Below are 21,767 nucleotides of genomic sequence, written 5' to 3'. Positions count from 1 at the left end.
GGAAAGAGTGCCGCCGATAAATGTGAAAAATTCATTTTCCGCAACAGCACAAACTTTAAGCAGCCAACCATCAATTTTTTGTGAAAAAGAAGCCAACGATTAGTTGGCTTCAGGTTTAACCAGCAAACTTTTAACGTATTTGAGAAACAGTCAGGCCTGGTTCAGGTACCAACGCCAATCCTGCTCCCCTACTTCGCCCATGAACTGCCGATATTCCGCGCGTTTAACGGCCAGGTACACACCGAGAAACTCTTTGCCAAATGCTTCTTTCGCCCAACTCGAACCTTCGAGTGCGCGTAACGTGGTCAGCCAATCGGTCGGCAGCAGTTCGGTAGCTTGCGCGTAACCATTGCCTTCCACCGGCGCGCCGGGGTCGAGTTGTTCGCGAATGCCACGGTGGATGCCGGCCAGAATTGCCGCAGCGGCCAGATACGGATTGGCGTCGGCGCCGCAGATGCGGTGTTCGATGTGCCGGGAAAACGCCGGCCCGCCAGGCACGCGCAGGCTCACGGTGCGGTTGTCCACGCCCCACGTGGCCGCCAGCGGCGCGTAGCTGTTGGTCTGGAAGCGTCGATAGGAATTGGCGTTCGGGCAGAACAGCAGCAGCGAGTCGAGCAAGGTGCTGAGCATGCCGCCCACGGCGTGCCGCAGCAGCGGCGTACCGTCCGGCGCGGCGCTGGCGAAAAGATTGTTGCCATCCTTGTCGGCGAGGCTGACGTGCATGTGCATGCCGGTGCCGGCCAGATCATCGAAAGGTTTGGCCATGAAACACGCCGCCATCCTGTGTTTGTGCGCCACGCCTTTGACCAAGCGTTTATAACGCACCGCTTCGTCCATCGCTTGCAGCGCGTCGGTGCGGTGTTCGAGGGTGATTTCGACCTGGCCCGGCGCGTATTCGGAAATCGCCGTGCGCGCCGGAATGCCCTGCAATTTGCAGGCGCTGTAGAGGTCGGCGAGGAACGGCTCGATCTGCTCCAGTTCACGCAAACCGTAAACCTGCGTGGCGCGCGGGCGACCGCCATCGACGTCGCGCGCCGGTTGCGGCCGACCGTTGGCGTCGCGCTGCTGATCAAGCAAATAGAACTCCAGCTCCGCCGCCATCACCGGGTAATAGCCGTCGGCCTGCAGGCCTTCGATGACTTTCGCCAGCAAGTGCCGAGGGTCGGCAATCGTCGCTGGCATGCCCTCTTTTGGATGCATGCTGACCTGCACCGCCGCCGTCGGAATCAGCCGCCACGGCATGCGCTGCAAACTGCCGCTGACCGGGTAAGCGCGGCAATCGATATCGCCGACGTCCCACACCAGCCCGGAGTTTTCAACGTCGTCGCCATTAATCGTCAGGCCCAGAATGGTGCTCGGCAGTGGCCGGCCGCTTTCGTACACCGCCAGCAGTTCATCGCGGTGCAGCAACTTGCCGCGCGGCACGCCGTTGTTGTCGACGATGAACAATTCGAACATCTCGATATCCGGATTCTGTTCCAGAAAATTCAGGGCTTCTTGCGACGTGGCGAAGGAGGTTGTGGCAAAACTCATGGGAATTCTCGTTTTCGCGCGTAGGCAAACGCTCTGGCGTCGCCGATCTGATCCCGCCGCACAGCGCGGGACCTGTAGGAATAATCAACGGGAAGCGCAGGAGTCCGGCGGGCGCGCGTGTCGGCAATGCCACAGCGCCCAGAAGGCCAATTCGGAGGGAAGTGCAGAAAGGGTCGGTGCGGTGGCGTTTAAAAAGCCACGGCCACGGTTGAACGCAGAAGCGCCGCTGGGTGCCGGATGCTGGAGTGCGACTGGCCGACCGTGCATAAAAAAACCGCAGAAAACCGAAGAGCCGCAGCGTCACACGGGAGATTGGGCGATTCAACCGGGAATTGAAGAACTTTGGGTATGGACTGGCTAAACATTCCAGCCACGCCACCGCCCCTGCGCGGGGCAGGTATTTAATTTCTAAATACCACGGCGGACTTTCTGATTTGCCGCGACCGCGTCCCTCGCGCCTAATCGGCGCCTTGTTTTTGTAAGGCTCACCGATGGAAAACGTTCGTGCAACAACCCGTCCTGCCCTGTGGTTGATGGTCAGCATCATCCTTGTCGCATTGAATCTGCGCCCGTCGATGGCCGCTGTCGGTCCGCTGCTCTCGGCGATTCGCGGCGAAATCCCACTGAGTTTCAGCCTAGCCTCTTTGCTGACCATGCTGCCGGTGATGGCGATGGGGCTGGCGATGTTTTTCGGCATCGGCGTCAGTCAGCGTTTGGGCGAGCAGCGCACCGTGGTGCTGTCGCTGCTGATTATCGGCGTGGCCACCGCTTCGCGATTGTGGCTGAATTCCGCCGCTGAACTGATCGTCAGCGCCATTGCCGCCGGGGTCGGCATCGCGCTGATTCAGGCGATGATGCCAGCGCTGATCAAGTCGCGATTCGGCAATAACGTTGCGGTGTGCATGGGGCTTTACGTCACGTCGATCATGGGCGGCGCGGCGATCGCGGCGGCGTTTGCGCCGCTGGTGATGAGCACCACCGGCAGTTGGCGCATGGGTTTGGCGGCGTGGGCGGCGCTCGCCATGCTCGCTTTGGTCTTCTGGATGGCCCAGCGCCAATCGATTCCGACATTGCCCGCGCAAACACCGCGTCGCGAATCCTTTTTCGCCAATTCCCGCGCCTGGTTACTCGCTTTCTTCTTTGGTTTGGGCACGGCGTCCTACACCTGCGTGCTCGCCTGGCTGGCGCCGTACTACGTGGAAAAAGGCTGGAGTGAACAAAACGCCGGTTTATTGCTGGGTTTTCTCACTGCCATGGAAGTGATCTCCGGTCTGCTGACGCCCGCCATCGCCAACCGCAGCCGTGATCGGCGTCTGGTTTTACTGGTGTTGTTGGGGCTGATCATGGCGGGTTTCTGCGGCCTGATTCTCAGTCCGCAACATTTCAGCCTGTTGTGGCCGTGCCTGCTGGGTTTGGGGATTGGCGGATTGTTTCCGATGAGCCTGATCGTGTCGCTTGATCACCTCGACGAACCGCAGCGCGCGGGAGGGCTCACGGCTTTCGTGCAGGGCATCGGCTATTTGATCGCCGGGCTTTCGCCGCTGATCGCCGGGATGATCCGCGACCAACTCGGCAGTTTTGAATGGGCTTGGTGGTCGTTGACGGCGGTGGTGGCGTTGATGATGGTCATGGTCCTGCGTTTCGACCCACGGTATTACGCAAAACACATCGCATGAAACGCGAGATCGTCCGGGCGCAAACTCGACACAGTGGCGATTAAAAGTTACAAGTCGTGTTCTCTACATTTTCTGTCCCACACCCGACAGGGAAACTTCCTACGAGCCATTCTCCTGGCACCATCGTTCCGTTAGGATCATTCGCACACGTTTGCGCACTGTCAGCGCAAGGAGTTACAGCGAGGCAGAACGGATGCTGAACAGTAATTTGCTTAGAAAACTCGATATGCAAGACCTCATGGTGTTCATCGCCGTGTACGAGCAAAGCAGCGTAACCGGGGTCTCGGAGGCCCTTTTTGTCAGTCAGTCCACCGTGAGTTACTGCCTGAAAAAACTGCGCACCAGTTTTGAAGACGAGTTATTTATCAACAGCCGCAGCGGCATGCGTCCTACCTACAAAGCCAGCACCATGTACCCCCACGTGCTGAAAATCCTCGAAAGCATCAATTTGTGTCACGCCGGCGCTCACTCCTTCGACCCGACGGCGCAACCAGTCACCTTCAATATTTGCGCACCGGAATACTTCGAGCAGTTGATTCTGCCGCGCCTGTTGAAGAGTCTGGATTTCGCCGATTTGCCGGTGATGGTCAACATGCACAAATTCGAAACCGACATTCCGGCGGAGGAACTGCGCGATGGCAGCCTCGACCTGGTGATCTGTTTTGGTCCGAATTTTCACTGCAACCACAACGATCTGAAATCCCGGCCGCTGCTGGAGGATGATCTGGTCTGTGTTTTCGACAAACGCGCGACGCCGCTGGAACCGCGTTTAAGCCTGCAAGCGTTTACCGAACGCCGGCATGTGTTCCCGACGCCGTGGTCTTCGACCACCAATATGGTCGACGGCTGGCTGGCGCGGCAGGCGCAGAAACGCCAGATTGTCGCGCGCTCGAACAGCTACAGCGCGGCACTGAAGATGATCACCGGCACCGATTTCATCCTCACCCTGCCCCGGCGCATCCAGCGTTTGCTGGCCAACGAAGCGGTGTTCAACCACTGCGAAGCGCCGAACGGCTTGCCGGGTTTTTCCCTCGACATGCAGTGGAGCCAGAATGTCGATCAGGACAGCGCCAATGCCTGGCTACGCGAGCAGGTGATGAACGCCTGCGCCGAGCAGCAAGCGGCTTGAATCAGACGCCGATGACGGTTTTCGCGTAGGACTCGCGGTCAATGTCGAGGATTTCCACGCAGAGCTGGACCTCGACACCCGCCGGCCATTCACACAGATCCTTGACCACCGCCAACAGGCTCTCGGACAGCTGCTTTTTGATCTGCGGCGAGCGGCCACTGAGCAGCGCCAACTTTACGTGCACAAACGCTCGCTCACCCATCGCAGTGCCGACCTTGAACGTCTCGACTTTTACCGCGCGACCCTTGATATCGAATTCCGCCGCAAACTGACCGGAACCCACCAACGTATTGTTGAGCCGAATCAACGCCACGTCGGCGTTCAATCCGGGCAGATTGGCGGTGTATTCCATGTGCAGGTGTGGCATGGCGATGCTCCTGAGGTTGGGCACAAAAGTGGCTACATATATCACAGCGCGGTTTATCGAAGAGCCGCGCTAGGCTCCGGCGGCTTTTTCTGCGCCGGTCTGGTCGGCGAAACCGCGCTCACTCATGAACGCTTCCAACCGTGAACGCAACCAGCGCTCGGCCGGATCGGTGTCGACATGGCTGAGCCAGACCATCGACAAATCCAGCGTCGGGGTCTTGAACGGAAACGGTTCCTGAAACAATTGCCCGGACGCCGCCATGGCTGTGGCGGTGTAGTCCGGCAGGCTGGCGATCAGGTCGGTGCCCGCCAGCAGCGCTGGCAACGAACTGTATTGCGGCACCGACAGCACGACTTGACGTGTCCGACCAATTTCCGCCAGCCATTCATCCGCGTAACCACTGACATTCGCCGTGTGGGAAACCAGCACGTGTGGACGTGAGCAATATTCGTCGAGGGTCAGCGGCGTGTCGGACGCGTCGGCGCGCAACAGGCTCGGCGTAATATGCCGCAGCAATTTGCGCTTGGCATTCGCCGGCAAACCGCGCGTCTGGCTGATGCCAACGGTGATATCGCCCGAGGCCAACAGGTCGGGAATGCGCCAGTAATCGACGTGCTGAACCACGAACACGACTTTCGGCGCTTCTTGGCGTAATGCCCGTAGCAACGGTGGCAGCAGGCCGAATTCGACATCGTCCGACAGCCCGATGCGAAAAGTCATGGTGCTGCTGGCGGGGTCGAAATCGTGGGTCAGGCTCAGCGCCACCGAGAGCGAGTCCAATGCTGGCGACAAATACTGAATCAATTCTTCGGCGCGGGCCGTCGGCTCCATGCGGTGGCCGACGCGAATGAACAGCGGGTCATTGAACATCGTGCGCAAGCGGTTGAGCGCAGAACTGATGGTGGGCTGGCCGAGGAACAGCTTCTCCGCCACCCGCGTCACGTTGCGTTCGAGCATCAATGTCTCGAACACCACCATCAGGTTGATGTCGGCTTTGCGTAGTTCATTGCGATTCATTCACTGCACCCCGGTCCCCAATACTCGGGGCAGTTTAGAAAGGCCGGGGGGTGGCGTCTATCGGCATGATCAGCGTTGTGCGCTGGCTCACTGCACGGTCAGCGCTTTTATCCCCATGCCCAGAACGCGTTGATCGTCGCCGAGGCCCAATTGTTTCGGGCTGATCGCGTCGGGTAGCTGGACGTGAATTCGCACTATCGCGTCGCTGGCGACGGCTTCGCGGATGGCGGCGGTAATCGGGATTTCGATGCGATTGTCCTGAATCCGCTTCAGGCGCGTGGTCAATGCCGGTACGCCGTTGAGGGTGAACACGGCGGTTTGTTCAGCGTGTTTCGGGAACACAAACGCCAGCGCCTCAATGACGATCAACTGCGCCTGCGGTGGAATTCGCAGGAGAACGTCAGCCTGCGCGCCGTCCGACCAGGTGCCCCAATCTTCCGGCGCGCCCCAGCCTTGGCTGAGGTGTTGAGACTGATGATTGAACACTTGGCGCTGCCCCACTTTGATCAGCGGCACCGACGGCATCTGGCGCCCTTCATCCTCGACCGCCAAACACTCGGCGCAGCGTTTCCAGCCTGGGGCGAGCACCACCAGACCGTCGATGCGCGTCAGCAGGTCGGTCTGACTGTTGATGGTTTTCACCGCATCGAGTCGGGCATTTTCGTCGAGGATGTACAGCGAATCCGCATCGTATTGACCGCTGTCGAGCATGCGCCGGCCCTTCTGCTCAGCTTGTTTCAGCGCTGAGGTACTCATGCGTCCGAGGTAAGTCGCGTCGGTTTTCAGCCCATGCACTGCGGCGAAATTGGCCAGTGGCTGCCAGGAATCCGGCTGGTTCTGCGGCGGTAATCGGCGAATGTTCGCGTAATGCGCTGCGGCGCTGTTCCAGAACGGATCCTGCAAAGGCGTCGCCCATTCGCTGGCCGGCGCCATCATTCTGCTCTGCCGCAAACCGGCCCAGCCATTGCGCGTATCCACGACCTGAACGCACAACGCGACCGCCATCAGACACATGGCGATACGCGGCCGGTTACCGCGCACCACCAGATAAATGATTACGAAAACGATGACGTAGAACGCCGGCCAGAACATGCGCCCGGACGCGCGGAAGATATTCGCCGATTTCACCAGTGCTTTCGGCAATGGATAGTGCGCGTTCAGCGAGCCGAGACCGATGTCGTTGGTCAATGCAAACAACAGCAGGCCGATCAATGCCAGCAACAGAATGGGCAAACCGCGCACTGCATTGGCGAATGCGGTTTTGCCGCGCAGCAGCGCAATGCCAGCGAAGATCGCCAGCAACAGCGTCCCCGCGCCGAGGTAGTTGAAGCCTTCATAGTCGCCGGGGCCTTCAGGCAAATTCGGGACTATCGCCGACCAGCCGCTGGCATCGATCAACGACAACAGGTTCATCCGGTACAACCCGAAGCCGCCCGCCACCGCGCCTTTGCCCACACTGAAATAGCCCGCCTGCCAACAACACAGGCTCACCAGCAAAAACAGCAAAGCCCACTCGATCAGCGCGGTGCGGCGCGTCATCTGCCCTTTCCGAGTTCTGCCGACCAGATCGGCAATCCAGATCAGCGCAACCATCGCCAGCAAATAGGCGTGGACCAGCGCCGTCGCCGCCAGCAATGTGCCCCACGCCCATCGGCGCTTTTGCACGCCGGGATGCAACGCCAAGTACAGCGCCGCCAGAATCAGAAAATGCCCGGCCAACGACAGGTGGCCGCCCATGCGCAAAAACATCGGCGGCGAAAACAGAAACAGGCCAGTGCCAAGCAATCGCAGGGTGACGTTGGGCGTCAGCAGCCCCATCAGCTTCCAGGCGAACCACGCCTGCAACACAAAACACGTCAGCAACCAGAGACCGAAATACTGGAACGTCTCCGGCAACCAGGCGCTAAAGGGTTTGAACAGGAAGGCCAGTAGCGGATTGGAGTCGGAAAAAATGATCGCGCTGCCGAGTTCGATCCCGTAGGACGGATTGAGTCCGAGCGGAAAGCTCCACGGCGAATGTCGGAAAAATACCCAGCCTAGGTAGTGCGTCGCCGGATCGCCGCTTTGCAGCCACGCGATATTTTGCGGATCGAGTGCGCGCGGCCCAATCACCATGAAAAATGCGACAACACCCATCAACAGAGGTAGAAATGCCAGCGTCCAGTGCCTGCCTGAAACCTTCATCGATACGTCCAGAAGTTATGCAATACAAACGTGAAGGCCGGAATGGTCAACGCTACCGCAGCGATCCCTAGTAAATAACTGAGCCCGGCAATTTGCGCCGCCCACGCGACGAACATCGCCAGCAGAAAACCGCCGGCCGACACCAGCATGAAGCGGCGCAACGTGCGCCCATGCAGCCGCGCGGAAAAACTCCAGGTGGTATTGATCAAGTAAGACACCACGGTGGCCACCACAAACGCCACACCGTTGGCCAGCGGCGGCAGCGGGGTCACGAAATTGATGAACAGCACCGCGACCAGTGCATGCAGCGCGGTGACAAACAAACCGGTCACGGCGAAGCGTAATGCGCGTTTGATCAGCGCCGATTTATCGGTCGACGTCACGGCTTCTGGGCCAACACGAAAACGGTGAGGCCGGCCAACCGATTAGCGTTCATGAAGGGCAGTTCAATGCTGCACAACGTCTTGAGGATCGAATTGACGACAGGATGATGCTGCTTGAGTTGCGAGCGCGGCGGCGACGGCTGCGCGCCTTTGGGCAGCAAGCGCAGCGTCGCGGCAATCGGGAACACCGCGCCGAAATAATAAGCGCCCTGCTTCACGGTCAAACCGGCGTCACGCGCGACTGTTTCAAATTGCGCCAGGGTGTAGCGGCGCTTGTGCTCGAGAAAGTCGTCGTGGCCGCTCCAAAGAAACTGAAACGCCGGCACCGTCATCAAAAAACGGCTGCCGGACGGGACTTTATCGACGTACGCCTTGAGCAATCCGACGTCGTCATCGACGTGCTCCAGCACGTCCATCAGCAGCACCAGATCAGCGTCCACCGACTCGATGCCACGTCGGTAATGCACCGGTTTTCCGGCGGTGTTGGCGTCCGAATCGGCGTCGTAACTGATGTCTACGCACCACGCTTCATTCGCGGCAGTGTGGGTCAGCAGGTGATGAGTAAAAAACCCCGAACCGGCGCCCACATCGAGAATTTTGCGGATCGGCAAATCACCCAGCAATCGCTTGGTCGCCGCCGCTTTTGACGCGTAATACCAGTGCTGGTCGATGCTCGAACCGAGGATGTCGGTTTCCTTGAGATCCATGGTTCAGTCCTTGGGGTTATAGACGCGACGCACCAGATAAACCGGTCGGCGTTTTGATTCGATATAGGTGCGGCCGAGGTATTCGCCAAGCACGCCGATGCCCATTAATTGCAGGCCCCCGAGGAAGGTCACGGCCACCATCAGCGAGGCGTAACCCGGCAGATCGACCCCGGAAATCAAGGTGCGCAACACGATGAAAATGGCGAACGAGAACGACACCATCGAGACGAAAAGCCCCAGATAGGTCCAGACTTTCAGCGGGTCGGTGCTGAAACTGGTGATGCCTTCCAAGGCAAAATTCCACAGCCGCCAACCATTGAATTTGGTCTCGCCGGCCACCCGCTCCGGCCGCTCGTAATCAACGCGCGTGGTGCGAAATCCGACCCAGGCAAACAGGCCTTTCATGAAGCGCCGCGACTCGGGCAGTGAGTCCAACGCGTCAACCACGCAGCGGTCCATCAGGCGAAAATCACCGACATCCTTGGGCAGCGGTTGGTCGGCGATTTTGTTGTGCAGGCGATAAAACCAATTGGCCGAAGTTTTCTTGGCCCAGGAGTCCGTACGGCGACTCACACGATGACCCAGCACCACTTCAAAACCCAATCGCCACTGGGCGATCATCAGCAAAATGACTTCGGGCGGGTCCTGCAAGTCGACATCGATCGGCACCACCACTTGCCCGGTGGCAGTCTGCAAACCGGCGGTGAGCGCCGCTTCCTTGCCGAAATTGCGACTCAAATCGACGATGCGGATACGCGGGTCAGACTGCTGGCGTTCAAGCAGTAAATCCAGAGTCGCATCGGTGCTGCCGTCATTGACGAAGACCATTTCCAAGCCGATCAGCGCCTCATCCTTGAAGACGTCAGTGATCCGCGCGATGAACAAATCAATGGTCGCCGCTTCGTTGAACACCGGAATGACGAGCGAAAGCTCGACATGCCCGGCCGTGTGCGTTCCGTGCTGGTCAGTCAATTGATTGCTCTTTTTTTATAGTGATTTTTCTACAATCTTCGCTCGCCGAATTATTTGTCGGCGCCACGAACTGTCCCGTATTAAGCAGGAGCATGGGGTGTGATGCAAGGGCGAAACAGCGGCGGTTTTGGCCATCACTGCATCGCACTTCCTCGTGTAGGAAATGCCCTCAAATCATTGGAAACAAATGCTCGATGGCCAAAAAAATCTGCTCCGCTAGGCTTGCTGACATGCGGCACACAGGTTGTCGCAAATGATCAATCGCAGGGAGCGAGCTGAATGTATTTCGAGATTTACAGGCAATCCAAAGGCACCTCGAACACTGGTAAAGGCCAGTGGCGCTGGCGGTTACGGGCCGGCAACAACGAGACGGTTGCCAGCGGCGAGTCGTATGTGAACAAGGCAGATTGTCTGCACGTGATCAAGTTGATCATGGGTGTGCAGGAGGGAACGCCGGTCAAGGAGATCTGACGGCACAAGCCGTGCTGCTCACGTTGGGTGAGCAGTTTTCGGATCACTCAACTCGACATCGCGCTATCGACCGCGGCATGCCTGACCAGGAGCTTGATTTCATGGAGAGAAAGGACATCAGGAAACGCCTCGCCCGGCCGGCGATCAAGTTTGCCGCCGGCGGATCTCGCCCCACTCACAGTGACGATGAAAGTTGGCTCGGAAAAGTATTCCTTTTCCGCCCCGACGAAACAGTCCCGAAAAATGCTGCGGGCATCGAGCTACACCCCTACGCCCAGTTGTACCTGCCCGACTTGCCGTTCTGCAGTTCGGCCCTTCGCGGGATTCGCGTCCTCACCGTGTTTATCTCCGAGCCCTTCCCCGAGCCGTTCGAGGCCATGGGCGATAACTGGCTGATTCGTGAATACAGCTTTGATGAGGTGCTGGTGCGCAAAGACTTCGCGTCCCCCGATTCGCCCCTTAAGCCCTTTGCATTGCAGGCCGAGTTGGTCGATGAGGACTTTCCGTTGTGGGACGGTGGCGGGATACCCAGAGACGTTGAGCTTGAAATACTCAAACTGGAGGACTCCGGGGAAATTGATTCGTATTACGACCTGGTGACTCATGTGTTCGAACACAAGATCGGCGGCTATCCGTCGTACTGCCAGTCTGGTGACGATCCGGGGGACGATTTTGATTTTGTGTTTCAGATCTCGTCGGACACGAAGATCAATCTGAACGTAGTGGACAGCGGAAGTTTGATGTTCTGGCGCAACAGAGTCAGCGGGGAATGGGCGATTTATTACGATTTTTATTAGAGAGCCGGATGCGCTGCGTTCGCATGTTGGACGCTGCGGCGTTTCCAAATCCTGAAAAAGCAAAAGCCTCGTGATCCTTTCGATTACGGGGCTTTTTTATGACGGCGTGGTCGGTTTAAACAGGTTTAAAACCTAGCGTTTAGCGACACCGGTTGTTACTTCCTAAAGGCTACAAAACCTTGTGCCTTTGCCTACAGGTAAGACAGAATCCGCCGGCTTGTGCGCCATGCTCCCGGGCCCTATCGTTTACCTGCCACTGCTTATCAGTGGTCGGGTTTAGTCGCCCGTCGTTGCTAAGTCGCATAAGTGCCAATCAGTCAGGTATCCAAATCTGCACCTGATGGCGGCTGTGTGCAGGGCACTCTCGAGTGCGCCGATTTCTTAGCTCGTCGGTCGACTAACCTGTGCACAGCTGCCTCCCTATCGTTTAGTCGCGAGCGGGGCGCCGCCTCATAGAGCGAGCTAAGAATGTTCAAAGTAACGCCGAATCCGCCTCACACCGATCCAGTACCTTACGACGCCTCTTTTGATCTTGATCCCGAAAAGATGAAAGTAGCCGCCGACCGCGCCCTCCTCATCTACCTCAACCCCAGGGCGACGAAAGCGCAGATAGCGCCCCGCAAACCCAGCAGCGTTTTTGTCATCGACGCAGCGGCAGATGACGAGACACTACTCGTCGACGCCTGCGCATCACTGGGCTCCGCCAGCGCAATAGTCAACGACCTCATCGAGCTGGCAGACAACCCACGACGCCAAACACTACTGGTGCTGCAACGAGTGATCCTGATGGGCGAGCTCGCGGTCAACCGCGTACTGGATAACCACAAACCTGGCTAATCACCAGTCTGGTGAGGGGATTGCCCCCTCACCACAATTCCTTCGATGAAATACATCGCTGTGGGGTGGGCGGTGTTGCGAATAGAAGTGTTAACTGCATGACGTGGAGGACTTTTACCTTCCGAGAGGGACGCCTAGTGTAAAAATCCTCCTAATTGGTTTAGGACTTATTCAACCATTTCACGGAAACATCTTGTAGTCGCCGATGTGTCGCCGATTCCCAGAAGGGGTTCCATCTACTGTTTCCAAACAGATATCAAGCGTCAAGTCTTGGTCAGCTCGTGGTTCGAAGCTAGTAGTAGCTTGAGCGCTTCCTGAGGCCGCAATGACTTATATACCTACCTTGGTAGCTTATCTCCAATCTTGCGAAGGCTCTGGTAAACGATGCTTTCCAGGCTGAACAGACATGCATGGCGTAGTGCGTTTTCATTATCAATCTCAATGTATGCCTTGGCTCGTGCCAGGTAATCTTCAACACCTTAGATACTCATGCTGCCTCTCCTCGGCGGTGCTCCGATCCTGCTTCGATAGATGTGATCTTGTCGTCACAACTTCTTCCAGGAACTGGAAATCAATCGTCCTTAAATCCCAACATGCCTTGAGCAGCACGCCATTGGCGAGGCTACGGAGAGGTTATAGATATCGTACACAGCACCGCCATGTTGAATGTGTTCGATGTGATGAAGCTCGTAACGACCACTCCCGCCGTTGCATTCTGCTTTCGGTGCAAACGGTAAATCGCCTTTCGCTAACCAGTCTTGGTTGTTGGGCTTGAACTGGCTGTTTAGCTCGGCATCATTCCCTACGGCAGTCCACAGTTCGGCCGTGATTCATCGAAGCTCTGCAACAAACCTGAACATCATTCAGCTGCATCAAAACAGCCCTCCCAACACTGAGGGCGTCCCGCTCATGTCACCTATTTGCCACTCCCCTTCTCTACGCGCGATCACGATTGCAATCAGCCAAAAACCATCTTCCGTAACGATGGCAACAAGTGTTCAAAATGCCACTATTCAAACTCTCATGCTAATGCAGTTACCATCCACCCCTTTTGCGATGACATGGAAAAGGGAATCAGCGCGGCTAACGGGAAATGTCCTACGGCCGGCGCTTATGCTTCCCGGTAACGTCATTCTGCCCAGCCCCAGGCCAGAAACCCCAAGGACGAGAAGGATGCTCATGTGAGCGGTTACGTACCAAACCCGCCTAAGGGCTATCGCAACAACGGCGTAGAACCTGTTGATATCCATGCCCAGCGATGGGCGGAATACAACGACCTCCCCCCGAAAGAAGACACCAAACCCAACGCCGCTGGCTGTGTGTTCGCAAAGAGCTGCGACCTTCCAGACGGTGTGATCGACCACAACAAACCAGGCGGGTCTATCCCTGTCGAGAAGGTGGCCAACTACGGCGAATTTGCCATTCTTGGTGGTCGTGAAACGGATGCGGACGGGAACATCCCCCTCAAGAAAATCAGCGGTAGTGCCCTACCCACTGCACTGGGAACACTCATGTTGGGTAAGGCTGCCGTTGCTGCCAGTTCGTCCTGTGGCGCTTTGTGTACTGCTGGCGCTGCTGGTGTTGCAACGGAGACTGCTGCTGCAACGGGAGTCGGGGCCGGGGCAGGCACTGGTGTTGTGACTGCTGGCGTAGTTGCCGGGTTCTTGGGAGGAATGGTTGCGATGTTGTGGACATCGAGCTTAGGCGATAGCTCCTTATATACAGAGGATCAACTTCGCTCACTCAAGCAAGCGCGAACACGCGTCCGTTTGCACATCGAACAGCAGGCCGATGGCACTTTAAAGGGATACGGGTACAACACCCAGAAGCGCGGCGAATGGGAAATGATTCCCGTAGTGGGGTTCGCTCTTCAAGACGCCAAGCAAGTGGCAGACTTTGGCGACGGTGTGACACTAATATGGACGCCAGCCGTTGACCCTTCCAGCACGTCAGGGATTCCACCGTTAGAGGGTGCGCCCCAAGCGCCACAAATTTGGATTTATCCGCCTACAGAACAGGCTGATAACATCATCGTCAACCCGATCTATCCACCAGAGTACAAGGACTTCATCCTTGTGTTCCCGGCTGGCTCTGGTGTGCAGCCGCTGTACATCGTGATGAATGTTCGCAAGACCCCCGGTACCGTCACAGGACAAGGCGAGGACGTGGCTGGTATCTGGCTTATCGGGGCGAACTCGGGGGTAGGAGTTCCAATTCCAAAAGACGTGGCAGACGCACTGAGGGGACGTGACTTCAAAAGCTTCGACACATTCAGGGCCGCATTCTGGAAAGCCGTCTCGGGATCGGCGGCAGCAGAGCAGTTCATCGAACAGAATGTTGGGCGTATGCGTACAGGTCGGGCCCCACGTGTGCGAAAAGCCGACAGAGTCGGAGGCAGGCTGTCGTATGAGCTGCACCACCTCGAAAAAGTATCGGAGGGTGGTGGTGTGTACGACGTGGATAACCTGCGGATAAACACACCGCGAAACCACATCGATCTTCACCGGAACGAATAGGCCAGACATGACAGACAAACTACTGAAAAACAGTTTCTCAGAGTACACCGAGGCCGAGTTCATCGAGCTGCTGGAAGAACTCGCCAAGGAAGATAAAGAGGCAGAGAACGATGATCGTGCAGACGTGCTTTTGTTGCACTTTGAGAAGGTAAGCGAGCACCCAGCGGGGTCAGACTTGATCTATTATCCGGAGCCCGGAGCAGACAACTCTCCCGAGGGCGTGGCGCAGATTGTGAAGGCGTGGCGTGCTGCCCAGGGCTTACCGGGCTTCAAAAGCGAATAAACAACGCTATGCACCGAGGGTTGATATACGGGCAGGGGTAAGCCAGATCGGCGCCAATGCCCGTAGCGAATCGAATACCGCTAAAGCAGCCTCCCAATTCTGCATTCTCATTATCACCAACTCTCCGCTAACGTCAGCATTGCCCCGTAGTTGATTGGTATTCCAGTAACGGATGTCCAGCGTCTCAAAAATGGAAACCAGCGAACACGTGCCGGATGTTTGGGTGATCGTTGATGCTGAGCATGACCTTGGCTTTGCAGCGCCGCGCCGCTTGAAGTCGGCCACCCGCTCACAACGCTGGCCCTGAGCGGTGTAGAAGCAGCGTTTCCAGCCCTAAAAAAGCCCCCAACCGAAAAGCCAGAAACGAAAAAGCCCCCGTAATCAGCAATGATCACGGGGGCTTTGTCTTGTTTCAATAATGGCGGAGAGATAGGGACTTTCCGAATCGCCCCCTCAAGCCCATTAAATTCAATGGCTACAAGGCTTTCAGGCGATTTTGCTACAAATTTTTGCTACAAATCCAGACCAAAACCAGCTACCTTTTCGCCATCAAACCTCACCCGATCAAGGAAGAAAATGGCAAGCGAAAACCTCGTTTTACGGTCAGGCACTTGGCACGTCCGCCTAAGCGTTCCCAAGGACGTTCGGCACGTATTGAACCAAAGCGAGTTCACCGAGTCGCTCAAAACCGGCAGCAAGCCAGAAGCCCAAATGAAGAAATTGGCGTTTCTACACATGTGGAAGCAAGCCATCGCTAACGCTCGGCAACTCGTTGCGGGACCACCCCCCGCTCAATTGCCCGAAACGTCGTACAGCATCTCCAAGATGATTGCGACGAACCAAGAACACGGGCTACTCAGCCTTGTCATGCCAAAAAACGCCAACGATGTTGACCCGAGGTTCAGTCAGAGCGTCTTGGACGAACTCGGAAGCTACATCATAGACATCATTTTACAGGGTCAAAAATGGACCAGTCCCAAAGAAGCACACGACGCTAACTTTGACCTATACGGCCAAAAACCTTTCCGCGAATACCAAGCGTTCAAAGAAAAATGGTATGAATTGGGTGAAAACATCCCGCTCGAACGAAAAATTGAGCGATTTAATGACTACATCCGCCTACAAAAAACCGTAGAGCATTACGAGATTACCGCAGGGCAAACCATCAGCGTCACCAGCATCGAAGAAATCAGGTCAATTCTCGACAACCCAAGCAACTACAAAATAAATTCACCTATCACGACTAACAGAATAGCCTCATTTGAAGCGTATCAGACTAACACCAAGGGCATTATCCAAAAGACGATAGATACGCAGGCAAATCGCTTGAAATTGATGAATGCTTGGCTTGAGGCAGAGCAACGCGACCTCAACCACGAAAGCATTGCCAGCTATCTCGATACGCTCGACCTTTCCATTAAGACTAAAAAGCAATACTTATTCGCCGGGTCAAGTTTTTGGAAATGGGCTATTAAGCACGACGAAAATTTTAAAAAGCTGCACCGCGACCAGCAACCCCCCTTTGAAAAGCACGATTTCCCAGTCAACCGCAGCAAAAGGAACGATGGTTCAATGGAACGGAAGGCATTCACACCGGAAGACGTTACAAAGCTCTATGAAGCCGCCAAAGCCACTAAAAACCGCGAAACCCTCACCGACCTTATACTATTAGGTGCTTACACCGGGGCACGCATTGAAGAGCTTTGTCAGCTTCAAGCCCAAGATATCGTCAGCGAAGAAGGGATTAAATGTTTCTACTTCTACGATGGAAAGACTGCCGCCAGCGAGCGGCACACCCCAATACATCCGGCGATACAGGAAACCGTAGAAAGATTGATCCGTAATTCAAAAGACGGTTTCTTGATTGAGTCCGCCGCAGGGAATAAATACGGAAACCGCTCCGATGCACTCAGCAAACAGTTTGGCAGATTAAAAACCACTCTTGAATATAACAGCCAATACGTTTTCCATAGCTTCCGCAAGACCGTTATCACGCAATTACAACGTGCAGACGTGCCCGGAATACTCATTGCCTCAATCGTCGGACATGAGACAGGAACAGTCACATTTGACGTATACAGTGCAGGGCCAAGCCCGAAGCAAAAACACGATGCAATATCAAAACTAAAATACAAGCTAACAACTTAAAACCAAAAGCGTTACACATTAAAATCCAGAGCAACAATCAAAGACTCCTAAGCTCTTACCCACCAGAAGAGCTTTTGACCTTTCTAAATTACCATCTTTTTCATAAATCGCCCTGCATAATGCACTCACCTGCACACGCCTCATGTGTACGCACGCACACGCACATGTCTTTTGCTATCAATATATAGATAACAATAATAAAGATTACTACACCGCACGCACGTACCCAACCAATCACCCAGCACAAAACAACCAGCACCATCATGCTTGCTATACATTTTTTATATGGTTCAATATATGTATATGGCTCAGGTTATCAAAGAAGCCCTTAAAAGCATACCTGCTATGTTAACCATCCCACTTTTGCTACGCAAAAGATGTGACGGTTAACGCAGGTGCCTAGTCGGCAGGACAGAAGCAAAAGCCAAGAGCAAAGACCAACCCACTACTGAGGATAAAATGAATGACACCAATTTGCAGACAATCACACTGACTAAAAGAGACAGAAACTATTCCAACCTTAAAGGGCTGGACAGTTCGCTGAAACACTCACTTAGACTGGACCAAAACGAGTATGACGACTTTGAATTCAACCCTAATCCAGACCACCCAAATATCGCCATTATAGGTGGCGTTGAACAGGTATTAACTAGGGAATTGGCAGAGCAATTGCTGGCCGACTTCAACGACCAACTACAAACCCAACTCAAAGCAACAGAGGCGACTGACGAGATAGCAGCAGAAAAAGAAAAGCTCCGAAAACTAAAATCGAAGCTGGTCAAATTCATCAACGCAGCCGAACCGACTGAGATAAAAGAATACGTCACGTCGGTAATGGAAGGAGAAAGGCCGCTGGTAGTCGGAGACTACGCCGCCCTACTCAACCAGCACAAAATCAGCCGTATATCCCAACGTATCGACCTTTTAGAGAACTACACCACCAAGAAGCGAGAGATCGAACAAAACGCACCAGATCGAGCCGTATCAAGGACGGTCAATAGGGTTAAAGAAATCATCCTTGTAATCCCTGAACCTAATAAACTGGCAATAACTAAGGCTTACACAGACCTTTTGCAGAAAGCCATGCATCAGTTTTATCAAAAAAACTTCCCGAACAACAAGATGCTTTTCTCATTCAGTCATCTGGACGAAACAACAAACCACGTTCATGCGTTTCTTGACCTTCAAAATGAGAAGACGGGGAAATATGATTTTTCCGCCCAAGAATTTGAATTCGCATCACAATACTACGCGAGGAATAAAGCTCACCTTGAAAAAATATCTGAGCCGCCAACACTAGAAGACTTCAGACTGCCCAACCGTAGCGAAGAAAAGCAAAACCATAGGTTTATCCGAGAACGCGAATCATGGAAGTCAAAAGTAATGCAGGCGGCCTTTTACGAACACTTTAACGGATTAGCCGCTGCATATGGCTTGCAAGCCAAATTCCTACCTAAAACAAAGGAAAACACCGAATATTTAAGCCCTATTGAAAAGGAAGCCAAAAAACCGAAAAGTGAGCGAAGCCACAACTATTACACCAGACAGCTAGAAAAGCTGCAGCAAGAACTAACCAGTAAGGAGGTCGAACTTATCGAGCAAAGGGCCACTGTCGTCACACTTAACACCACGATAAAAGACCTACAAGGAACGGCTAGCAACTACAAAGCAACCATACAGAGCTTAGAAATACAGGCCAGCGAGCAGAGAAAAGAAAATGCCGAGCTAGATAGTCAAAAGCAGAAATTAGACGACGAAATAACGGTAAAAATCACAAAGACTGCAGAGCTGTCATCTAATTTCAAAACCATGAAATCCAGAATGACAAAAGAATTGAATGAACTACGCAAGAAAATTAAAGAGGACGCCAGCAGAAAAACCATCTTGAAAAAAGCAATCAAGGCATACGAGGAAGAGCTTGAGCCTTTGATGAAACGTTTTGATATTTTGGTGGATCGACTACTTGAAGCCCGTAGGCTCGACGAGAACCCAGAGCAATACTATAAGAGATTACGAGAAAACACGTATGAAATGGCTAGTCGTTTGGGCAAAGAGAAACGAAAGGACTATCTATTCAACGTTGCCGAACAACTCAAAGAACAAGGCTTGGACGATACGCAAGCCGCATTAGGATTTACCGACAAAGTAAAACTTTGGGCATCTGACACATTCACCAGCAAGCAAATAGTAGAATTTGACAAGGAAGAAGCGGAGCAGGCGAAGCAAGCAAGAAAAAGAAGGCTTCTAAAACCTAAGCCCCCAAGCCCATTTCAAGACCCTTATGACCCTTATCAATAACAAAACCCACTCAATAAAAAACCCGCAGCAATACGGGCTTTTTAGTATTCAAGTTTGACAAAGCTCGAAAGTGTGGCAACTTGAAAGGAGCAGAAAAAGAAAACCACCTTGGGGAAGGTGGCGAATGATACTACAATAAAATTTTAAAAACTCTAATCAACACAACCATTTAATCATCATAAAAATTATTGTCAAGTCATCTCCCAAGGTTTTCTTTTTCTAAATAACTAATTAGAAGAGGAATATATGGGATGCGTAAAGCTATTTGAGGACTACTTACCAAAGAGACCTTATCACACCGATGATTTAACCAACGGTTTAAAAATCAACAAAAAAGAAAAAGCGAAACTTGCAAGGCTTATTCAGCCGAATGGCCCTACCCATAGATATTGGATGGTGTTCGACTTAGACCGTACCGATGCTGGTATGCACTGGGATACCGTAGGGGCACCACCTCCGAACCTAATCGCTCGAAATCCGGCCAATGGGCACGCTCATTTACTCTACTTGCTACAAACCCCTGTCCGAACTGCTATTGACGGCAAAACAGCCCCTTTACGCTACGCTGCGGCCATCGAGGCGGGTTTGCGTAGTCTGCTGGGAGCAGACAGAGGCTATTCCGGGTTGATCTGCAAGAACCCGATCAATTCTCACTGGATCGTCCACGAATGGCAGGCCGATCCATACACCTTGGACGACTTAGCTGATTACGTTGATTTAACGCCAGAAAAAGCCAAACAGAACGCCGTCGAGGAATACGGGTTGGGCCGTAACTGTATGCTTTTCGATGAGTTGAGGGCGTGGGCATACAAAGCCATTCGCCAAGGCTGGCCCGACTACAATCAATGGCTAAACGCTTGCCTACACCGTGCCACAGGCTACAACATCAACTTTACTACACCGCTGGACATGTCCGAGGTTAAACATACCGCCAAGAGCGTAGCGAAGTGGACGCATAGAAACTTTAATCGTGGAACCTTTGACGATTATGTAGCCCGAACTCACACAAGCAGAATACAGGCAATAAGAGGTAAAAAAGGTGGTAAAGCAAACGGGAAAACCAAAAGAGAACAAGGTATTGCCATGCTTCAATCAGGGGCATCGGTTCAACAAATCATTAACAAATTGCAAGTGACCAAGAAAACCGTCTACAACTGGAAGAAATCTACATAGCATTATAATTAGTGTAAAAAGCCTATATCAGATAATAGCACCCGGTGAGGGTGTTTCTTCTTTCCACCCCATCCCCCCTTCCATCCGAACCACATACCTACACCTAAGACCTATATGCCGATAGCCATAGAACGCACGGAAATAGTCGAAAGCGGCTTGAATTTACTCGATTGATACGAAGACACCGCAAAGTTAAACGCCCCACTTAAAACACATAATTGCGTGCCCAGCTCTACCCCACAGCTTACTATGCTTCGGAGATATATCCCCCAACCTATATGTATTATATGTAATACATATCAACTTCTTTCCTGATGAAAATTTCACACTTTTATCATTCATCAAATTCGGTGAATGATATCCACTAAGCGAATGAACCGATATATCCCAAAAGCGTCGAAGACCAGTAAGAAAAAACGAGCCTTTTTGAAAATACAATTTCTTTAAAAAATACGCTCAAATAATTTTACAACTTTATACCACATTTTTGATATATCGCAATTTTCAGACCTGGGGTTATGGCTTACACACGGCAAAACATCTTGTCAATAGCAAAATAAAAATAAACATAAGGTCCAACCTTAATCGTTAAATAGCGTTCAACTCTAAAAAAATCACTTAGTTGATATTTGCCACAAAGCAGAGAAAAAACGTTACTGCAAAAATTCAAAAATCGCTCTCAAATTAATTTCACAAAAAAACTCGGGGTATTGGTCAAGTTCAAATTTGAAAATAATGAGAATATCCAATTTCCTACATCTTATATCCCCGAAGCAATGTTATAGGTTCGGAGATATAACCTTGAAGCATTGACTTATCAAAAACCTATGGTAAATGTATTGTAACAACATAGGAGTTCTATTATGAACAAGGCGGAATATGCAGGAAAGATCGGCGGATTAGTTGGTGGCTTCAAAAGACGAGAGCGTCAAAATTTTCTGGTTACATTTATAAAATTGGTAGAGATGGAGGAGTACCCCGATTTAAGATTGACATCATGCCTCGCCATGAAACTGATAGCAGAGTTTTCAGGCTGCAAATCAATTTCTAATGATGTTTTAGTAAAAGAGTTTGGAAAACCCGGAAACAAAGTAAAACAGCAGAACCTAAATGAAATTGTGTTGATTATAGGAGAGAGATATAGAGACACCTACAAAGCACACTGGAGCGATGCCAAACGAAAAATTGATGAAGATGCGAAAGCATATAAAAAAAGCAAAATTGAAGAGATGAAAAATTTTGAGTTAATGAAACCAAAGTAAAAGCCCCTTCATGG

The 21,767-nt window shown here is 53.1% G+C and carries 19 protein-coding genes and 1 pseudogene; 11 read left to right on the top strand and 9 right to left on the bottom strand.

What is annotated here, in order from left to right; translation table 11 throughout:
* Positions 1-150: 150 nt before the first annotated feature.
* Positions 151-1,533, bottom strand: coding sequence for a glutamine synthetase family protein (locus FBY12_RS10780; RefSeq protein WP_145252854.1), 1,383 nt, complete (start codon positions 1,531-1,533; stop codon positions 151-153).
* A 491-nt stretch (positions 1,534-2,024) separates the two neighbouring features.
* On the opposite strand from FBY12_RS10780, the gene FBY12_RS10770 reads away from it, so the two are divergent.
* Both FBY12_RS10770 and FBY12_RS10765 read left to right on the top strand, forming a co-directional pair.
* On the top strand, positions 2,025-3,209 hold the full coding sequence (locus FBY12_RS10770; protein WP_145252853.1) for a cyanate transporter: 1,185 nt from the start codon (positions 2,025-2,027) through the stop codon (positions 3,207-3,209).
* A gap of 193 nt (positions 3,210-3,402) precedes the next feature.
* A complete protein-coding gene (locus FBY12_RS10765; RefSeq protein WP_121730928.1) occupies positions 3,403-4,338 on the top strand; it encodes a LysR family transcriptional regulator in 936 nt (311 codons plus the stop codon).
* A 1-nt stretch (position 4,339) separates the two neighbouring features.
* Here the strand turns inward: FBY12_RS10765 and FBY12_RS10760 are convergent, their stop codons facing one another.
* The 6 genes from FBY12_RS10760 to FBY12_RS10735 form a co-directional block, all read right to left on the bottom strand.
* Positions 4,340-4,705 (bottom strand): 5-carboxymethyl-2-hydroxymuconate Delta-isomerase, encoded by a 366-nt coding sequence (locus FBY12_RS10760; protein WP_121730929.1) that lies wholly within the window; start codon positions 4,703-4,705, stop codon positions 4,340-4,342.
* Between the two features lie 69 nt (positions 4,706-4,774).
* Complete coding sequence (locus tag FBY12_RS10755; protein WP_145252852.1) at positions 4,775-5,722, bottom strand: LysR substrate-binding domain-containing protein; 948 nt, start codon at positions 5,720-5,722, stop codon at positions 4,775-4,777.
* Between the two features lie 87 nt (positions 5,723-5,809).
* Positions 5,810-7,906 (bottom strand): DUF6311 domain-containing protein, encoded by a 2,097-nt coding sequence (locus FBY12_RS10750; protein WP_145252851.1) that lies wholly within the window; start codon positions 7,904-7,906, stop codon positions 5,810-5,812.
* Positions 7,903-8,289, bottom strand: coding sequence for a GtrA family protein (locus FBY12_RS10745; RefSeq protein ID WP_145252850.1), 387 nt, complete (start codon positions 8,287-8,289; stop codon positions 7,903-7,905). The genes FBY12_RS10750 and FBY12_RS10745 overlap by 4 nt, the downstream gene beginning before the upstream one ends.
* Complete coding sequence (locus tag FBY12_RS10740) at positions 8,286-8,996, bottom strand: bifunctional 2-polyprenyl-6-hydroxyphenol methylase/3-demethylubiquinol 3-O-methyltransferase UbiG (RefSeq protein WP_145252849.1); 711 nt, start codon at positions 8,994-8,996, stop codon at positions 8,286-8,288. Before FBY12_RS10740 ends, FBY12_RS10745 begins: the two co-directional genes overlap by 4 nt.
* A gap of 3 nt (positions 8,997-8,999) precedes the next feature.
* On the bottom strand, positions 9,000-9,968 hold the full coding sequence (locus tag FBY12_RS10735) for a glycosyltransferase family 2 protein (RefSeq protein WP_145252848.1): 969 nt from the start codon (positions 9,966-9,968) through the stop codon (positions 9,000-9,002).
* Between the two features lie 279 nt (positions 9,969-10,247).
* Between FBY12_RS10735 and FBY12_RS10730 the strand changes: the two genes are divergently transcribed.
* The 3 genes from FBY12_RS10730 (at position 10,248) to FBY12_RS10720 (ending at position 12,073) form a co-directional block, all read left to right on the top strand.
* Positions 10,248-10,439, top strand: coding sequence for a DUF1508 domain-containing protein (locus FBY12_RS10730; RefSeq protein ID WP_092271785.1), 192 nt, complete (start codon positions 10,248-10,250; stop codon positions 10,437-10,439).
* 101 nt (positions 10,440-10,540) lie between these two features.
* Complete coding sequence (locus tag FBY12_RS10725; protein WP_145253302.1) at positions 10,541-11,236, top strand: DUF1963 domain-containing protein; 696 nt, start codon at positions 10,541-10,543, stop codon at positions 11,234-11,236.
* Between the two features lie 468 nt (positions 11,237-11,704).
* Positions 11,705-12,073 (top strand): DUF6124 family protein, encoded by a 369-nt coding sequence (locus FBY12_RS10720; RefSeq protein ID WP_145252847.1) that lies wholly within the window; start codon positions 11,705-11,707, stop codon positions 12,071-12,073.
* Positions 12,074-12,654: 581 nt separating this feature from the next.
* On the opposite strand, the gene FBY12_RS28150 is transcribed toward FBY12_RS10720, so the two are convergent.
* A complete protein-coding gene (locus FBY12_RS28150; protein WP_371927428.1) occupies positions 12,655-12,891 on the bottom strand; it encodes a hypothetical protein in 237 nt (78 codons plus the stop codon).
* Between the two features lie 363 nt (positions 12,892-13,254).
* Here FBY12_RS28150 and FBY12_RS10715 point away from each other — a divergent pair, with 363 nt between their 5' ends.
* Positions 13,255-14,589, top strand: a complete 1,335-nt coding sequence (locus tag FBY12_RS10715) for an S-type pyocin domain-containing protein (RefSeq protein WP_145252846.1) — start codon at positions 13,255-13,257, stop codon at positions 14,587-14,589.
* Between the two features lie 7 nt (positions 14,590-14,596).
* Positions 14,597-14,872 (top strand): bacteriocin immunity protein, encoded by a 276-nt coding sequence (locus FBY12_RS10710; protein WP_145252845.1) that lies wholly within the window; start codon positions 14,597-14,599, stop codon positions 14,870-14,872.
* A gap of 6 nt (positions 14,873-14,878) precedes the next feature.
* On the opposite strand, the pseudogene FBY12_RS27845 reads toward FBY12_RS10710, so the two are convergent.
* Positions 14,879-15,137 (bottom strand): annotated as a pseudogene (locus FBY12_RS27845) (hypothetical protein); the annotation flags it as partial.
* A 311-nt stretch (positions 15,138-15,448) separates the two neighbouring features.
* Here FBY12_RS27845 and FBY12_RS10700 point away from each other — a divergent pair.
* The 4 genes from FBY12_RS10700 (at position 15,449) to FBY12_RS10685 (ending at position 21,753) form a co-directional block, all read left to right on the top strand.
* On the top strand, positions 15,449-17,020 hold the full coding sequence (locus FBY12_RS10700; protein ID WP_178111745.1) for a site-specific integrase: 1,572 nt from the start codon (positions 15,449-15,451) through the stop codon (positions 17,018-17,020).
* Between the two features lie 459 nt (positions 17,021-17,479).
* On the top strand, positions 17,480-19,318 hold the full coding sequence (locus FBY12_RS10695; protein WP_145252843.1) for a hypothetical protein: 1,839 nt from the start codon (positions 17,480-17,482) through the stop codon (positions 19,316-19,318).
* Between the two features lie 246 nt (positions 19,319-19,564).
* Positions 19,565-20,491 carry a replication initiation protein gene (locus tag FBY12_RS10690; protein WP_108181953.1) on the top strand — a complete coding sequence of 309 codons (927 nt, stop codon included), beginning with the start codon at positions 19,565-19,567 and terminating at the stop codon, positions 20,489-20,491.
* Between the two features lie 863 nt (positions 20,492-21,354).
* The gene (locus tag FBY12_RS10685; protein ID WP_108181952.1) at positions 21,355-21,753 is read left to right on the top strand and encodes a hypothetical protein; all 399 of its coding nucleotides are present in this window, start codon (positions 21,355-21,357) and stop codon (positions 21,751-21,753) included.
* Positions 21,754-21,767 lie beyond the last annotated feature (14 nt).

The organism is Pseudomonas sp. SJZ131 (assembly GCF_007828705.1).
In the GTDB taxonomy this organism is placed as follows: domain Bacteria; phylum Pseudomonadota; class Gammaproteobacteria; order Pseudomonadales; family Pseudomonadaceae; genus Aquipseudomonas; species Aquipseudomonas prosekii.
Note: the sequence above shows the minus strand (reverse complement) of the source record. Positions and strands in the feature narration are given on the sequence as shown.

Coding starts and splice junctions, on each gene's coding strand:
- FBY12_RS10780 (WP_145252854.1), bottom strand. CDS start 1,533: ATGAGTTTTGCCACAACCTCCTTCGCCACGTCGCAAGAAGCCCTGAAT.
- FBY12_RS10770 (WP_145252853.1), top strand. CDS start 2,025: ATGGAAAACGTTCGTGCAACAACCCGTCCTGCCCTGTGGTTGATGGTC.
- FBY12_RS10765 (WP_121730928.1), top strand. CDS start 3,403: ATGCTGAACAGTAATTTGCTTAGAAAACTCGATATGCAAGACCTCATG.
- FBY12_RS10760 (WP_121730929.1), bottom strand. CDS start 4,705: ATGCCACACCTGCACATGGAATACACCGCCAATCTGCCCGGATTGAAC.
- FBY12_RS10755 (WP_145252852.1), bottom strand. CDS start 5,722: ATGAATCGCAATGAACTACGCAAAGCCGACATCAACCTGATGGTGGTG.
- FBY12_RS10750 (WP_145252851.1), bottom strand. CDS start 7,906: ATGAAGGTTTCAGGCAGGCACTGGACGCTGGCATTTCTACCTCTGTTG.
- FBY12_RS10740 (WP_145252849.1), bottom strand. CDS start 8,996: ATGGATCTCAAGGAAACCGACATCCTCGGTTCGAGCATCGACCAGCAC.
- FBY12_RS10730 (WP_092271785.1), top strand. CDS start 10,248: ATGTATTTCGAGATTTACAGGCAATCCAAAGGCACCTCGAACACTGGT.
- FBY12_RS10725 (WP_145253302.1), top strand. CDS start 10,541: ATGGAGAGAAAGGACATCAGGAAACGCCTCGCCCGGCCGGCGATCAAG.
- FBY12_RS10720 (WP_145252847.1), top strand. CDS start 11,705: ATGTTCAAAGTAACGCCGAATCCGCCTCACACCGATCCAGTACCTTAC.
- FBY12_RS10710 (WP_145252845.1), top strand. CDS start 14,597: ATGACAGACAAACTACTGAAAAACAGTTTCTCAGAGTACACCGAGGCC.
- FBY12_RS10700 (WP_178111745.1), top strand. CDS start 15,449: ATGGCAAGCGAAAACCTCGTTTTACGGTCAGGCACTTGGCACGTCCGC.
- FBY12_RS10695 (WP_145252843.1), top strand. CDS start 17,480: ATGAATGACACCAATTTGCAGACAATCACACTGACTAAAAGAGACAGA.
- FBY12_RS10690 (WP_108181953.1), top strand. CDS start 19,565: ATGGGATGCGTAAAGCTATTTGAGGACTACTTACCAAAGAGACCTTAT.
- FBY12_RS10685 (WP_108181952.1), top strand. CDS start 21,355: ATGAACAAGGCGGAATATGCAGGAAAGATCGGCGGATTAGTTGGTGGC.